Source organism: Micromonospora sp. IBSANI012 (assembly GCF_052814045.1).
Genome location: NZ_CP199933.1, coordinates 1,823,611 through 1,836,766, shown reverse-complemented (window position 1 = coordinate 1,836,766; position 13,156 = coordinate 1,823,611). Strand labels below are relative to the sequence as shown.

Below are 13,156 nucleotides of genomic sequence, written 5' to 3'. Positions count from 1 at the left end.
CTCAGCTCTCCTCTCCGAGCCGGAGCACCTCGCCGAGGCGCATCCGACGGTTGTTCACGGCCTCGACCGCGACGGCGAAGGCCAGCGCCAGCAGGGCCAGCCCGAGCACCCCGGCCACCAGGCCGGGTTCGAAACGCACCGTCACCGGCGCCCCGCCGGTGAACGCGGACAGCCCCAGCACCGGGTTCAGCAGCACCGGCAGCAGGGCGCCCACCACGGCGCCGGTCAGCACCGAGACCACCACCAGCGGGGCGAGTTCCACCAGCAGCAGGGCCCGCCACTGCCGGCGGGACAGCCCCATCGTGCGCAGTCGGGACAGCACCTGCGCCCGGCCGCGGGCGCCCGCGAGCACCGCGAACGCCAGCGCGAGCAGGCCCAGCACACCGCCGCCGGCCGCGCCGGTGGCGAAGCCGAAGACGAGCAGCCCGTTGACCCCGCTGCCGCCCAGCCGCTCCCGCTCGGCCGCCCAGGTCGTCACCTGCGGGGGCAGCGGTCGCTTCCCGCCGGTCACCGCGCCGCTGGTCTGGTAACGGGCCTGTCCCTCCTCGGCGACCCGCCCCAGCGCCGCCGGGTCGACCGTGGCGTCCCCGGCGGCGAGCAGGAACCCGGTCGGCGCGAGCGGGTGCGGGGCGTTGGCGGGCTGCCCCGGCCAGGGCAGCACCAGGAACCGCCCCGTCCCGCCCGGGATCAGCGGGAACTCCTCCGCCGTGCCGGCGACCCGGAACGGCAGCCGGTTGCCCTGCACGTCCACCCAGCCGGGCCGGTGGCCCGCGCCGTCGGCGAGCTGCGCGTCGGCGAGGGCGGCGGCGAAGTCCGGCGACACCAGCGCGGGCAGCGCCGTCGCGACGTCCCCGCCGGCCCGCAGCGCGGCGGGCACCGCCAGGTCGAGCCCGGAGCGCCGGGCCACGTCCGCGAAACCGGCGGGCTCCACCAGCAGCACGTACGCCTCGCCGGCCCCGCCGGGGCTGCCGTCGGAGTCGGCGTAGAGCCGCTGGCCGGGGGTGGCCAGCACGGGGGTGACCGCCCGGATCCCGGGCAGCCCGGCCAGCTCGGTCGCCGTGTCCGGGGCGAACCGGTCGCCGCTGACCAGCGCGTCGGCCGGCACCGTCTGGGCGACCGCCCGGTCCCGCCCGTCCTCGATGCCGACGGCGACCACCCCGCAGAAGGCCGCCGTGGCGACCGCCAGCACGACCACCACCAGCGGCCCGGCCACCCCGGCCCGACCGGCGCGGGCGGTGCCGAGGAAGGCGACCGCGCCGCGCGCCCGCGCGGCCAGCCGGCTGAACAGCCGCAACGGCCACGGGTACGCGCGCAGCGCCAGCAGCGCGGCGGCGATCGCGAGCAGCACCGGCACCGACACCAGCAGCGGGTCCACCTCGTCGCCGAGGGCGAGTCCCCGGCGGCGCAGCAGGAACGCGGCGAGCGCGGCCAGGCCGACCACGGTGACCTCGACGGTGAGCCGGCCCGCGCCACCTTGGGCGCGCAGCAGGTCCCGCCGGCCACCGCCGCCCCGCTGGCCGGTCAGCACCGCCACCGGCAGCGCCAGGGTGGCCAGCACCGCCGCCGCCACGGTCAGCCGGCTCGCCGCGTCGGGTGTGCCGGCGCCCAGCGGGTCGGCGGGAAGCAGGCCGCCGAGCAGCCACCCCGCTACCGCGGCGGCCGGCACCACCAGCAGCGACTCGGCCAGGCCGCGCCGGACCACCGTGGTGGTCGAGCCGCCCCGGGCGCGCAGCAGCAGGTACTCGTCGCGGCGGCGGCGCACCGCCAGCCGGGCGGCGAGCACGGTGAGGCCGGCGAGGGTGGCGAGCACCCCGGCGGCGATGACGGTCAGCAGCGTACGGGCGGCGGCGAGCGAGTGCGCGTACTGCCGCAGCGGGATGTCGGCACCCTGGGCGAGCAGCAGCCCGGCGGGGCGCTCACGGTCCAGTTGGGCGATGCCGTCGACCACCGCGTCGAGGCGACCCGGGGTGAGCCGCTCGGGGTCCATCCGGTAGCGCCAGCTGAAGCCGACCGCCCAGCCGGCCGCCGCCCGGTCGTCGAAGCCGGCGTCGTCGGTCAGCCCCACCATCTGGAAGGGCTTGCCGTCGCCGACCGGCGGGGTGAGCCGCAGCGCCGAGGGGAGCGCGTCCCAGGCGCCGCCCTCGGCGTCGACGGGCCGGAACAGGCCGACCACCGCGACGGTCGTGGCGGCGTACTCCCGGCGGTCCGGGGCGAGCAACGCCAGGTGCAGCCGGCTGCCGGCGCGCAGGCCGAGCTGCCGGGCGACCGGTTCGGCGAGCACGGTCTCCACCGGCGCGGCCCGGTCCGCCCCCTCGCCCGGCCAGCGGCCGTCGACCAGGGTGGCCGACTCCCGCAGCCTGGTCATGGTGCGCAGGCTGAGGTCGATCAGCCCCTTGTCGGACGTGAGCTCCGGCCCGGTCAGCCGGCCGAACTCGGTGTCGGCGACGTACCAGCGCTCGCCGACCACCTCGCGCACCGGCGCGGGCAGCTGCCCCGCCAGCGAGTCCAGGGTGGCCCGCTGGGTGGCCGCGACCCCCGGCGCAGGCTGAGGCTGCGCGGGCCGGGTGTAGAGCAGGTCGCGCCGGGGTCCCGGTACGTCGGCCAACTGCTCGCGCAACCCCTGGCCGGAGAGCCGGTCCGCGATCCGCGGCATCCCGGTGACCAGCAGCGCGGTGACCAGCGCCAGCACCGCGAGGAGCAGGAAGTGCCCCCCGTACGCGCGCACCCGGCGCAGCACGGCCAGGACGCTCATCGTTCTCCCCCGATCCGCAGCCGGGCGGCCGCGACGCGTTGCCGGATGCCGGTGGTCAGGACGGCGCTGAACGCCAGCGCGGCCAGCAGCAGCCCGAGCGCGGTCAGGCCGATCGGCGTCCAGGGCAGGGTGAAGGCCGCCTCCGGCACCGGCCGGCCGGCGCTCGGGGTGAGGATCACCAGCGGGGCCATGGTGGCGCCCACGCCCGCCCCGACCAGCAGGCCGACGGCGACCCCGATGCCGGCCAGGAAGGTCTGCTCGGCCAGCAGCGCGCGGGCCAGCAGGGGTGGCCCGGCGCCGAGGGTGTGCAGGACCGCGAACTCGCCGAGCCGGTGCCGGGCGGTGGCCCACACGTCCACGGCGAGGCCGACCAGGGCGAGCAGCACCGACCCGAGTGCCGCGGCGAGCAGTCCGGTCCGCGCGCCCCGCCAGTACGGGTCCCGGGCGGCCTCCGCGGCGGCGGCCCGCCGGTCGAGGACGGTCACGCCGGGCAGCTCCCGGATCGCCGCCGCCGCCGCGGCGTGCTGACCGGCGTCGGTACGCAGCCACCACTCCGGCACCGGCCGGACCGTGGCCCGCTGCCGGACCAGCCAGTCCGTGGCGGCGGGCAGGTCGATCAGCATCGCGCCGCCGGCCTCGACGGCGCCCGGTACCGCGTCCAGTTCGCCGACCACCCGCACCGGCACCGACGCCCCGGAGAGGGCGAGCGGGACGACGTCGCCGGGCCGGACGTTCAGCGCGGTCAGCACCTGCGGGGTGACCAGCGCCGGCACCGGCGTGTTCGGCCCCGCCGGTACGACGGCGAAGCGGACCGTCGGCTGTCGGGCGAAGCGGCCGCCCTCGGTCAGCGCGATGTCGTAGTCGGCGTCCACCCCGCCGGGGGTGACGGCGCTCGTCGGCACCGGCGCCTCGCCGACCGCGTCGACCATCGACCACTCGCCGGTCAGCGCGACCGGCTGGGCGGTGCCCGCCGCGTCGGTCACCCGCAGCCCGTCGATCCGCAGGCCGTAACCGCGGGCCGCCGCGTCGCCGGCCTCGGCCTGGAAGCCGGCCACCCGCCAGGCGGCGCCGGCGGGCAGATCGACCGCGAAGGGCACCGGGCGGTCGACCAGGGAGTCGGTGGTGGCCAGCGGCAGCTGCAGGGCCAGCCCGTCGGCCCGGGTGAGCAGCACCGACGCCTGGATCCGCTGGCTGGTCACCGGCTCGCGTACCGGGGTGCGGAGGGTGCCGGTGAGCTGCCGGGCGCCGGCGGGCAGCGGCACACCGGCCGGCGCGCCGCGGTCCCGGGCCAGCCGGCCGAGCAGCTCGTTCGGGGGCTCATCGGCGAGCCGGTCGGCGATCAGGGCCACGTCCGGGGCGGCGGCCGCGTCCAGGGCGAGCACGGTGGTCGGCAGGTCGCCGCGGCCCAGGCGCACCTCGTCCCGCCAGGCCGGCAGCACCTCCTCGGCCCCCGGCACGGCGGCCAGCCCGGCGGACCGGTCCATCGGCGCGGCGCCGCCGCGCTCGACGACCCGCAGGTCGGCCCCGACGGTGTGGTCGGCCTGGTCGGTGTGCGACCGCTCCCACGTGCTGACCAGCGACCAGGCCAGGGTGCTGCCGCCGACGGCGAGCGCAAGCAGCAGCACCGGCCCGGCGTGCGGTCGGCGGCCCGCCTGCCACATGCCGAACATGGTCGCCGTCCACGGTCGCCGGTCGACGAACCGTTCCGCGACCCGGGTGGCCGGGGGCAGCAGCCGCAGGGCGAGCACCGCCCCGGCCAGCACGCCGAGGGTGGGCGCGACGGCGAGCAGCGGGTCGATGCCGAGCCGACCGCCCGCGCCGGCCAGCGGCGAGGAGTACTGCCGTAGCTGCGTCCAGGCGAGCAGGGCGAGCAGCACCAGGGCCAGGTCCACCCCGGCCCGCTGCACGGTGGCGGCCCGGGTGGGGCGGGACCGGGCGGCCATGTCGGCGACGTAGCTGCCGGCGCGGCGCAGGGCCGGCAGCACCATGGCGAGCAGGCAGCCCACCGCCGCGGCGAGAGCGACCGCCCAGACCGCCCCGGCACCGCCGCTGTCCAGCCGGAGGCCGGCCGGGCCCTCGCCCCCGCTGATCCCGCGCAGCGCCGCGCCGGCCAGCGGCGGCGCGAGCAGCGCGGCCGGCAGCACCACCAGCGTCGCCTCCCGTACGGCGAGACTGGCGAGCTGGCCCCGGGCGGCTCCGCGGGCGCGCAGCAGCGCGGTCTGCGCCCGCCGGTCCTCGTTGAGCAGCGCGGCGACCAGCACCAGCGCGTAGCCGCCGAGCACCACGATCAGCAGCAGCGGGGTGAGCAGCGCCGAGCGGCCCACCAGGTCGGCCCGGCCGAGCCGGTCGATCAGCCGGTCCAGGCCGGTGAAGCTCTGCGCGGAGGAGCCGAGACCGGCCTCTTCCGGCACCTCGACGGCGGCGGCCGCGACCGCCTCCTTCACCTCGGGCAACCGGCTCGGCGCGACGCTGCGCAGGTCCGGCTCGACCACCCAGGAGATCGAGGTGGAGCCGGGGAAGGTGCGGGCGAAGTCGGCCGGGTCGAGGGCGAACGGGCCGTACGAGCCGCTGTCGCCGCCGCCGGTGCCGCTCACCCCCGGCGCGAGCTGCCAGTACGCGGCGGCCGGGTCGCGGGGGCGGAAGATCCCGGCGACCACCACGTCGGCGGCCCGTCCGGAGCTGCGGTCGGTCATCGGCACCCGGGCCCCGGGCGTGAGCCGCAGCGCGCCGGCGACCCGCTCGGGCACGGTGACCTGGGTCGGGTTCGCCCCGGCGGTGGGCCAGTCGCCGCCGACCAGCTCGGCGTGCGCGGCCAGGTCGTCGAGGGTGGCCAGGTCGGCGAAGACCGGGTCGTCGTCGGTGCGGGCGGCGCCGAGGTCGCCGGTCAGCTCCCGGCCGGTGCCGTGGCGGGCGCCGGACACGGTGACCGTGGCCCCACCCAGCCCGCCGGCGAACCGGTCGCGGACCGTCCGGTCCCGGCCGGCGGCCTCGGTGGCGTCCCGGCCGCCGGAGCCGCTGATCAGCAGGCTGCGCTCGGCGGCGGGCGCCGCCTCCAGCATCGCCCGCTGCCCGGCGTCGACCGCCCGCTGGTTGTAGTCGGACAACCCGGTGACCAGCGCGACGGCGACCAACGCGGCGACCGCCGCCGCCAGCAGCAGGCCCCGCGCCTCGCGGGCCCGCCTCCACACCAGCTTCATCCGTACGCCTCCCCCGGGGCCCTCGCTGGGCCGGTGACCAGGTAGAGCGGGTACGGGCCGGAAAAGGTTCGCGCCCTTTACATGATCGTTATCCGACGCCGTCCCAGCGCAGGTCGGCCCATGTGGCGGCCGCGCGCAGCGCCTCGGCGAAACGGGCCACGCTGCCGTCGAGGGCGGCCAGCCGCAGTCCGCCGTCGGCGTGGTGGACGTCGAGGCAGTCGCCGGACCACGCCCGAGGTGGAGGTCGTGGCGGCCAGTGTGCCGGACGTCGATCTGCTTGGATCACCGACATGGAAGCCACCCTCATCGTCCTGCTGCTGTTCGTCGTGGCGCTGCTCGGCGCGCAACTGTCCGTCCCGGCCCGCCGGGACGGCACGGCGGCGCGGCTGACCGAGATCGAACGCCGGCTCCAGCTGGTGATGGACCACCTCGGCGTCGTGGACGACGGACCGGCGCTGCCCGGGGTCCGCGAGCACCTGGCCCGGGGCGAGAAGATCAAGGCCATCAAGGCGTACCGGGCGGCGACCGGCGCGGACCTGAAGACCGCCAAGGAGGCGGTGGAGGCGATGGCCGGGCACCGCTGACGAGCAGTCAGTCGGTGGCCAGATCCGGCCGGTGCTGCTTGATCCACTGCTCCACGTCGGACTTCCGCCAGACCTTGCCCTGCATGAGGTCAGCGACCGGCTCCGGAAAGTTGCGGTGACTGGTGATCACGTAAACGCGCTGCTTACTGATGTTGCCCAGCATCACGCGGATCTCGTGCGCTCCCACCAGCTCCATACGGCGGACGCTAGACAGTTGACCCGGCTACTTGACTCGGGTCAACTCCCCGGTCACCGTTAGGGGCATGCCTGCACCGAACGTCTCACCCGTACCCGACCGTCAGCGGCGGGCGGTCCGTCCGCACGTGCCGATGCGACCGCTCTGGCTGTGTCGGGTGTGCGCCGCCGCCTGGCCGTGCCCGCCGGCGCGGCTGCTGCTGGGCATGGAGTACCGCCGGGACCCGGTGGCGCTCTCCATCTACATGGCGGGCTGCCTCTTCGACGCCACCGCCGACCTGATCCGCCTCAACCCGAACCCCGCCCCGTCCCCGGCGGACCTGTTCGAGAGGTTCCTGGCCTGGACGGCCCGCTCATCCCGTCAGCTGGACGGCCCGGCGGCTGCTGAGACGGAACTGCGCGGTGCCCGACCCGGCCACTAGCATCGCCGGCGTGATCACGGACCCGACCACGGAGTTGAGTGGCGACTTCGACATCCATCTCACCGTCCGCCCAGGCCCGGCGGCCGGCGAGCGGCTGGCGGAGTTCGCGTCCCGGTACGGGCTGAAGTTCACCGACATCCGGCTGGCCCGCGGCGCGGTGCCGGTCCAGCCGATGGTCACCGGGACGGGCTCGGGCACGCTGGCCGACCAGCGCACCCGGGCCGTCGGCTGGGCGGGCGCCCTGCGGGACGAGGGGTTCGAGGTGGTCCGCACGAAGATCGAGGCGGCGCCGTGGAACACCGGCGTCCCGGCCGGGGACGACGAGGCCCGGCGCGAGCCGGCCGGCCGGTACTTCGAGCACCATCTCAAGCTGCTGCTGGACTCGGCCGAACTGGAGGGCCTGGCCGCCGCGGTCGAGCCGTACGGGGCGCACCTGTCCCGCAACGCCCGGCGCGATCGCCCGGACGGGCGGCACGAAAGGTTCGTCACCCAGCGCTGTCAAAGGGTGGGGCAGCAGAACGCGCGGCGCCGGTTGGCCGCCCTGGTCGAGGCGGTACGCGCCCGGGGTCACGAGATCGTCAGCGTGGAGGAGGAGTACGTGGTGGCCGACGACAACGCGGCGATCGACGCCGGCTGGATCGGAGGGGCGGCATGACCCGCGACCTGTTCCGCGAACGAGTCAACGCGTTCGAGGAGACGATGCGAGCCAAGCCCGCCGGCGAGGACGGTTTCCCGAGCACCTACCAGCCGGTGAGCCGGGGGCCGGGCGTACGGCAGAGCGGAGTCTTCGAGCCGGCGCTCAAGCAGTTCCGGCACGCGTACGCCGCGGGCGAGCCGGTCTTCGACGACGAGGTGACCGGTGCGCGGTGGCGGAGCGCCCGACACACTGCGATGCACACCGTGCTCGACGCTCTGGCCGGGTCGCCCTGCGGAAATCACCTGGTGCTGCGCGGCAGCGTGCTGCTGCGCACCTGGCTGGGGGACGCGGCCCGTGAACCGGGCGACCTGGACTTCGTGGTCACCCCCTCGACGCTGACCCTGCCCGACGCCGGCGGGCTGTTCGACGGCATCGTGGCCGCGGTCCGGCGGGCACCGCAGGATCCGGACGGGGTGGTCGTGAACGCGGACGGCGTGGCCGCGGAGGACATCTGGACCTACGAGAGGGCACCCGGACGCCGGCTGGTCCTCCCCTGGCGGGCCCCGGACCTGCCGCCCGGCACCGTGCAGCTCGACCTGGTCCTCAACGAGGAGCTGCCCGAGCCGGCGCACCTGACCGAGGTGCGCCTCGGGGACCAGGCCGTACACGTCCGGGCGGTCAGCCCGCAGCTCTCCCTGGCCTGGAAGCTGCTCTGGCTGGAGACCGACATGTGGCCGCAGGGCAAGGACCTCTACGACGCGACCCTGCTCGCCGAACACACCACCGTGCCGTGGGGCCTGGTCACCTCGGTGCTGACGAAGGAACTCGGCGCCGAGGCGGCCGAATTCACCCCGGCGAAGGTGCGGGAGTGGGACGTCGACTGGGACAACCTGCACGACCTCGTGCCGAACGTGCCGGGCAGCGGGAAGGAGTGGCTGGCGCGGCTGGAGGCGGCGCTGCGGAGGTCGTACCCCGGCTGAGGGCCCGGGCCGCGGCCGGTCAGCGGGGGCGGTCGCGGTCCTTCGAGGGTTGCACCCGCTTCGGCTCCCCCGGCATCTTCGGGTGGTCCGGCGGGTACGGCATGTCACCCTGGCCGGCGGCCGCGTCCCGCTCGGCCCACTGAAGCAGCGGGGTGATGTCGTACGGGGCGTCGTCGATGCCGGCGTGCGGGTCACCCCGCTCGGCGAGCCGGGTGGGCACGCTGCGCAGGTCGAAGTCGTCCGGTTCGACGTCGGGCAGCTCGTCCCAGGTGACCGGGGTGGAGACGGTGGCCCGGGCGTTGGCGCGCAGCGAGTAGGCGCAGGCGATGGTGCGGTCGCGGGCCATCTGGTTGTAGTCGACGAACACCCGCCGGCCCCGCTCCTCCTTCCACCAGGCCGTGGTGACCAGGTCGGGGCGGCGGCGCTCCAGCTCGCGGGCGAGCGCGATGGTGGCCCGGCGCACCTCGGTGAACGTCCAGCGGGGCTCGATGCGCAGGTAGACGTGCACGCCCCGGCCACCCGAGGTCTTCGGCCAGCCGGTCGCACCCAGCTCGGCCAGGAGCGCGCGCACCTCGCCGGCCGCGGTCGCCGCGTCGGCGAAGTCGGTGCCGGGCTGCGGGTCGAGGTCGACGCGCAGCTCGTCGGGGCGGTCGACGTCGGCGGCCCGCACCGGCCAGGGGTGGAAGACGATGGTGCCCATCTGGGCGGCCCAGGCCACGTGGGCGAGGTCGGCCGGGCAGAGCTCGTCGGCGCTGCGCCCACTGGGGAAGCTGATCTTCGCCGTGCGCACCCACGGCGGGACGCCCCGCGTCGGCACCCGCTTCTGAAAGAACATCTCCCCCTCGATGCCCTCGGGGAAGCGCTGGAGCGTGGTGGGGCGGTCCCGCAGGGCGCGCATGATCCCGTCGCCGACCGCCAGGTAGTAGTGGAAGACGTCCGCCTTGGTGAAGCCGCGGCCGGGGAAGATGACCCGGTCGGGACTGCTCAGCCGGACGGTGTGCCCGGCGACCTCGATCTCGGTCACCGTCGCCTTCGAGGAGCCGCCCATTCCGCGACCATATGCGACGCCCCCGACATCCGACGTACCGTTGGCGGGTGAGTCTTGACGAGAACGAGCTGCCCCGCACCGAGGAAGAGTGGCGGGTCCGGTTGAGCCCGCAGGAGTTCCGGGTGCTGCGCGAGGCCGGCACCGAGCCACCGTGGACGGGCGAGTACGTCGACACCAAGACCCCCGGCGTCTACCACTGCCGGGCCTGTGGCCTGGAACTCTTCTCCAGCGACACCAAGTTCGACTCGCACTGCGGCTGGCCGAGCTTCGACGACGCCATCCCCGGCCGGGTCAAGGAGATCGAGGACCGCACCCTGGGCATGAGCCGCACCGAGATCCGCTGCGCGCGCTGCGACAGCCACCTCGGGCACGTCTTCCACGGCGAGCACTTCACCCCGAAGGACACCCGGCACTGCGTCAACTCGCTGTCGATCCGGCTGGAGCCGCGCACCGACGCCTGACCCACCGGGCACCGGCGGACTCGATCGCCGGCCGGATGATCGACTCCGTGTCGGCGAGGTGGCGGTCTCCTGGTCGCGCTCATGCCGCCGTTCCGGCGAGATGGAGTCGATCTACGTCCGCGAGGTGGCTACCGGCCGGCCGGCGCCGTCAGCAGCCGCACCTCGGCGGTGCGGGACTGCTCGACCCGCCGGGCCAGCTCGCGTACCCGTGGGTCGGTCGCGGTCGCCAGGTGCGCCCGGGACAGGTCGGCGGCCTCCTGCTGATGGCGGCCGAGCAGCTCGCGCAGCACGGGGTCGACCTGGCCGGCCGGGGCCTCGCGCAGGCGGGCGAGGTCCGCCGGGGCGGCGAGATGACCGCTGTGGTCGTGCCGCCCGGCGGTGGCGGCCGGGCCGGCGTCGCGGAGCCAGGCCCGCATGGTGGCCAGTTCGTCGGCCTCGGTCACCTCGATGGCGGCGACCAGGGTGCGCAGCTCGGGGTCGGTCACCCGGTCGCGTCCGAGCCGGACGATCTCCATCGTCTGCTCGGTGTGGGCCACCATCATGGTCAGGTACAGCACGTCGAGGGTGCCCAGCGCCGCGTCCGGCGAGCCCGTGGTCGCGGGGCGGGAGATCTGCGGTGTCGACGGGGCGTCCGCGCAGCCGGGGGCCAGCAGCAGGGCGGCGAGCAGCACCGCCACGGCGCGGCCGGGCGGGTCGCGTCGGGGACCGGATGCGGCCCGCACCGGCACGGGCCGTACCCGTCCGGTCAGACCTGCGACCACAGCGCCGGCACGTTCGGCGGTTCCCAGCCCGGGAGCGCGGTGTGCGCCTGCCGGCAGCGGTAGGTCAGCCCGTTGTAGGTGACCTGGTCACCCACCTGGTAGGCGCGACCGGCGGTCCAGCTGCCGCTCGGGGCGGGCGGCGTGGTGGGAGCCGGCGGCGTCGGGGTGGGCGAGCTGGTGGGGGTCGGCGTCGGGCTGGGGGCCGGACCGCCGCCGCCACCGATCTGCACGTCCACGCAGGAATAGAACGCGTTGGCGGTGTCCGCGATGTTCCATACCGCGAGGATCTTCTGCCGGCCGGAGAAGCCGCCGAGGTTCACGGTGTGCGACACGGTGGCGCCGGGCTGCTGGCCACCTCCGTTGAAGACGCCCACCCGGGTGCCGCCGATGAAGTACTCCCAGTTGCTGGTGGCGTGCCGGGCGGTGTTGGTCCAGGTGAACGTCACCGAACTGCCGACCGAGGTGGCCGGCCACCCCCGGCTGTCATCGTTCAGGACGGCGAACTGGGCGATGTTGGCATGGCAGTTGCGCAGCCCCTTCGGGCCCTCGACGCTCTGCGGCTCGTACTTGATCTGCCCGCAGTCGGGCACCCGGTTCTGCGCGCAGAGCGCCTGGCGGCTGGGCGGTCCGGAGACGTAGCCGTGCGCCTGGGCGGGGGCGGCGACGGCGAGCGAGGACACGACGGCGCCCGCCGCCAGGACCGGGACGGTGACTCTTCGACGCATGATGGCAACTCCTCGGCTTCGGCCTGCTGAAGGTGCCACCAACATAAATTAAACCTTGTTAACAGTAAAGACTCCTGTCGATAAAACCATCGACGTTCATGAGCCTCCTGCCTCCCTCAGAGCAGCAGCAGGCTGCCCCTCTCGTCGACCCGGTCGGCGGAGTCGTCGTCCAGCCAGACACCCCCGCTGGCCAGGTACCGGAAGCGGTACTCGCCGGGGCCGAGCTTGACGGTCACCGTCCGGGTGCCGTCGCGGCGGGCGACCAGCTCGTGCCGGCCGGGCTCCCAGCCGTTGAAGCAGCCGACGACGCTGACCGGGCCGGGCGGGGCGTCCCGGGGCAGGCAGAAGGTGACCCGGGTCTGGTTGCCGAAGAGCTTGTTGCGCTTGATCACGTGGTCCTCCGGGGTCGAGGCGGTTCACCAGGCCCAACGCGCGACACGCCGGGGGCGAAACGCCGTCCGGCCGGACCCAGTCGCGGCATTTCGCCCCCAACGGCCTCGCCCTGGCGCACCCTGAGGTCACATGTCCTGATTCGGGGGGTTTTGATCGTGGCTACCTGTGAGGTCTGCGGCAACGAGTACTGGATGGCGTTCGAGGTGCGCACGGTCAGCGGTGACACGCACACCTTCGACTGCTTCGAGTGCGCGGCGCAGAAGCTGGCGCCGATCTGCGAGCACTGTGACGTCAAAATCCTCGGCCACGGTGTGGAGGTCGGCGGCCGGTTCTTCTGCTGCGCGCACTGCGCCCGCGCCGAGGAGAGCCAGGGCGCCGAGATCCGCGACGCGGTCGGCGCCCGCCCGGCCTGACCGCGTGCCCCGGCCCGCACCGGGCCGGGGCTCTCCGGGGTACGCCCCACCGCGCGGCCTACCATCGCGGGATGCCGCCGCAGACCGCCCAGGTCCGGGTCGCCGCCTTCGCCGACCTGGACGCCCGCACCTTCCACGACCTGCTCCGGCTGCGCATCGACGTGTTCGTGGTCGAGCAGCACTGCCCGTACCCGGAGCTGGACGGGCGGGACGTCGAGCCCGGCACCCGGCACCTCTGGCTGGAGCGCGACGGCGCCGTGCTGGCGTACCTGCGGATCCTGGCCGACCCGGACGGCTCGGCGCGGATCGGCCGGGTGGTGGTGGCGCCGGCGGCGCGCGGCGGCGGGCACGCCGGCCGGCTGATGACCGAGGCGCTACGGCTGGTCGGCGACCGGCCGTGCGTGCTGGAGGCACAGTCCTACCTGGTCGACTTCTACGCCCGGCACGGCTTCGCGGTGACCGGCCCGGAGTACGTCGAGGACGGCATCCCGCACGTCCCGATGCGCCGGCAGAGCCGACCCGGCCACTCGGGAGACCTTGACGGATAGCGACCGCCGCGGCGAAGAGGTCCGTCGGCTTCCTCGGCTC

15 protein-coding genes are annotated in these 13,156 nt (G+C 75.4%); 7 read left to right on the top strand and 8 right to left on the bottom strand.

The annotated features are described in order from the left end of the window. Position 1 precedes the first annotated feature (1 nt). The 3 genes from ACTWM8_RS08625 to ACTWM8_RS08615 form a co-directional block, all read right to left on the bottom strand. Positions 2-2,752, bottom strand: a complete 2,751-nt coding sequence (locus ACTWM8_RS08625; protein ID WP_446213333.1) for an FtsX-like permease family protein — start codon at positions 2,750-2,752, stop codon at positions 2-4. Next, positions 2,749-5,949, bottom strand: coding sequence for an FtsX-like permease family protein (locus ACTWM8_RS08620; protein WP_446213332.1), 3,201 nt, complete (start codon positions 5,947-5,949; stop codon positions 2,749-2,751). The genes ACTWM8_RS08625 and ACTWM8_RS08620 overlap by 4 nt, the downstream gene beginning before the upstream one ends. 88 nt (positions 5,950-6,037) lie before the next feature. Further along, complete coding sequence (locus ACTWM8_RS08615; protein WP_446213331.1) at positions 6,038-6,241, bottom strand: hypothetical protein; 204 nt, start codon at positions 6,239-6,241, stop codon at positions 6,038-6,040. Here ACTWM8_RS08615 and ACTWM8_RS08610 point away from each other — a divergent pair. Further along, positions 6,240-6,533: a hypothetical protein gene (locus ACTWM8_RS08610; protein WP_446213330.1), complete on the top strand. Its 294-nt coding sequence runs from the start codon at positions 6,240-6,242 to the stop codon at positions 6,531-6,533. The genes ACTWM8_RS08615 and ACTWM8_RS08610 overlap by 2 nt on opposite strands. 7 nt (positions 6,534-6,540) lie before the next feature. Here ACTWM8_RS08610 and ACTWM8_RS08605 read toward each other — a convergent pair whose 3' ends face one another. Next, positions 6,541-6,729 carry a helix-turn-helix transcriptional regulator gene (locus tag ACTWM8_RS08605; RefSeq protein WP_172894416.1) on the bottom strand — a complete coding sequence of 63 codons (189 nt, stop codon included), beginning with the start codon at positions 6,727-6,729 and terminating at the stop codon, positions 6,541-6,543. A gap of 67 nt (positions 6,730-6,796) precedes the next feature. On the opposite strand from ACTWM8_RS08605, the gene ACTWM8_RS08600 reads away from it, so the two are divergent. The 3 genes from ACTWM8_RS08600 to ACTWM8_RS08590 are packed head-to-tail and all read left to right on the top strand — an operon-like array spanning position 6,797 to position 8,767. Further along, positions 6,797-7,150 (top strand): hypothetical protein, encoded by a 354-nt coding sequence (locus ACTWM8_RS08600; protein WP_446213329.1) that lies wholly within the window; start codon positions 6,797-6,799, stop codon positions 7,148-7,150. A gap of 10 nt (positions 7,151-7,160) precedes the next feature. Beyond that, positions 7,161-7,805: a hypothetical protein gene (locus tag ACTWM8_RS08595; protein ID WP_446213328.1), complete on the top strand. Its 645-nt coding sequence runs from the start codon at positions 7,161-7,163 to the stop codon at positions 7,803-7,805. After that, positions 7,802-8,767 (top strand): nucleotidyl transferase AbiEii/AbiGii toxin family protein, encoded by a 966-nt coding sequence (locus ACTWM8_RS08590; RefSeq protein ID WP_446213327.1) that lies wholly within the window; start codon positions 7,802-7,804, stop codon positions 8,765-8,767. The genes ACTWM8_RS08595 and ACTWM8_RS08590 overlap by 4 nt, the downstream gene beginning before the upstream one ends. 19 nt (positions 8,768-8,786) lie before the next feature. Here ACTWM8_RS08590 and ligD read toward each other — a convergent pair whose 3' ends face one another. Then, positions 8,787-9,815: a non-homologous end-joining DNA ligase gene (gene ligD / locus ACTWM8_RS08585; protein WP_446213326.1), complete on the bottom strand. Its 1,029-nt coding sequence runs from the start codon at positions 9,813-9,815 to the stop codon at positions 8,787-8,789. Between the two features lie 47 nt (positions 9,816-9,862). Between ligD and msrB the strand changes: the two genes are divergently transcribed. Continuing rightward, positions 9,863-10,276, top strand: coding sequence for a peptide-methionine (R)-S-oxide reductase MsrB (msrB, locus tag ACTWM8_RS08580; protein ID WP_179803765.1), 414 nt, complete (start codon positions 9,863-9,865; stop codon positions 10,274-10,276). Between the two features lie 128 nt (positions 10,277-10,404). Here msrB and ACTWM8_RS08575 read toward each other — a convergent pair whose 3' ends face one another. From ACTWM8_RS08575 to ACTWM8_RS08565, 3 genes are all read right to left on the bottom strand, one after another. Beyond that, complete coding sequence (locus ACTWM8_RS08575) at positions 10,405-10,998, bottom strand: DUF305 domain-containing protein (protein WP_446213325.1); 594 nt, start codon at positions 10,996-10,998, stop codon at positions 10,405-10,407. Between the two features lie 23 nt (positions 10,999-11,021). Further along, positions 11,022-11,762 carry a lytic polysaccharide monooxygenase gene (locus ACTWM8_RS08570; protein WP_446213324.1) on the bottom strand — a complete coding sequence of 247 codons (741 nt, stop codon included), beginning with the start codon at positions 11,760-11,762 and terminating at the stop codon, positions 11,022-11,024. Positions 11,763-11,878: 116 nt separating this feature from the next. Beyond that, positions 11,879-12,154 (bottom strand): isoamylase early set domain-containing protein, encoded by a 276-nt coding sequence (locus ACTWM8_RS08565; RefSeq protein ID WP_446213323.1) that lies wholly within the window; start codon positions 12,152-12,154, stop codon positions 11,879-11,881. A gap of 156 nt (positions 12,155-12,310) precedes the next feature. On the opposite strand from ACTWM8_RS08565, the gene ACTWM8_RS08560 reads away from it, so the two are divergent. Both ACTWM8_RS08560 and ACTWM8_RS08555 read left to right on the top strand, forming a co-directional pair. Then, complete coding sequence (locus tag ACTWM8_RS08560; protein ID WP_446213322.1) at positions 12,311-12,568, top strand: Prokaryotic metallothionein; 258 nt, start codon at positions 12,311-12,313, stop codon at positions 12,566-12,568. Between the two features lie 71 nt (positions 12,569-12,639). Beyond that, the gene (locus ACTWM8_RS08555; RefSeq protein ID WP_446213321.1) at positions 12,640-13,116 is read left to right on the top strand and encodes a GNAT family N-acetyltransferase; all 477 of its coding nucleotides are present in this window, start codon (positions 12,640-12,642) and stop codon (positions 13,114-13,116) included. The last annotated feature ends 40 nt before the right edge of the window (positions 13,117-13,156 follow it).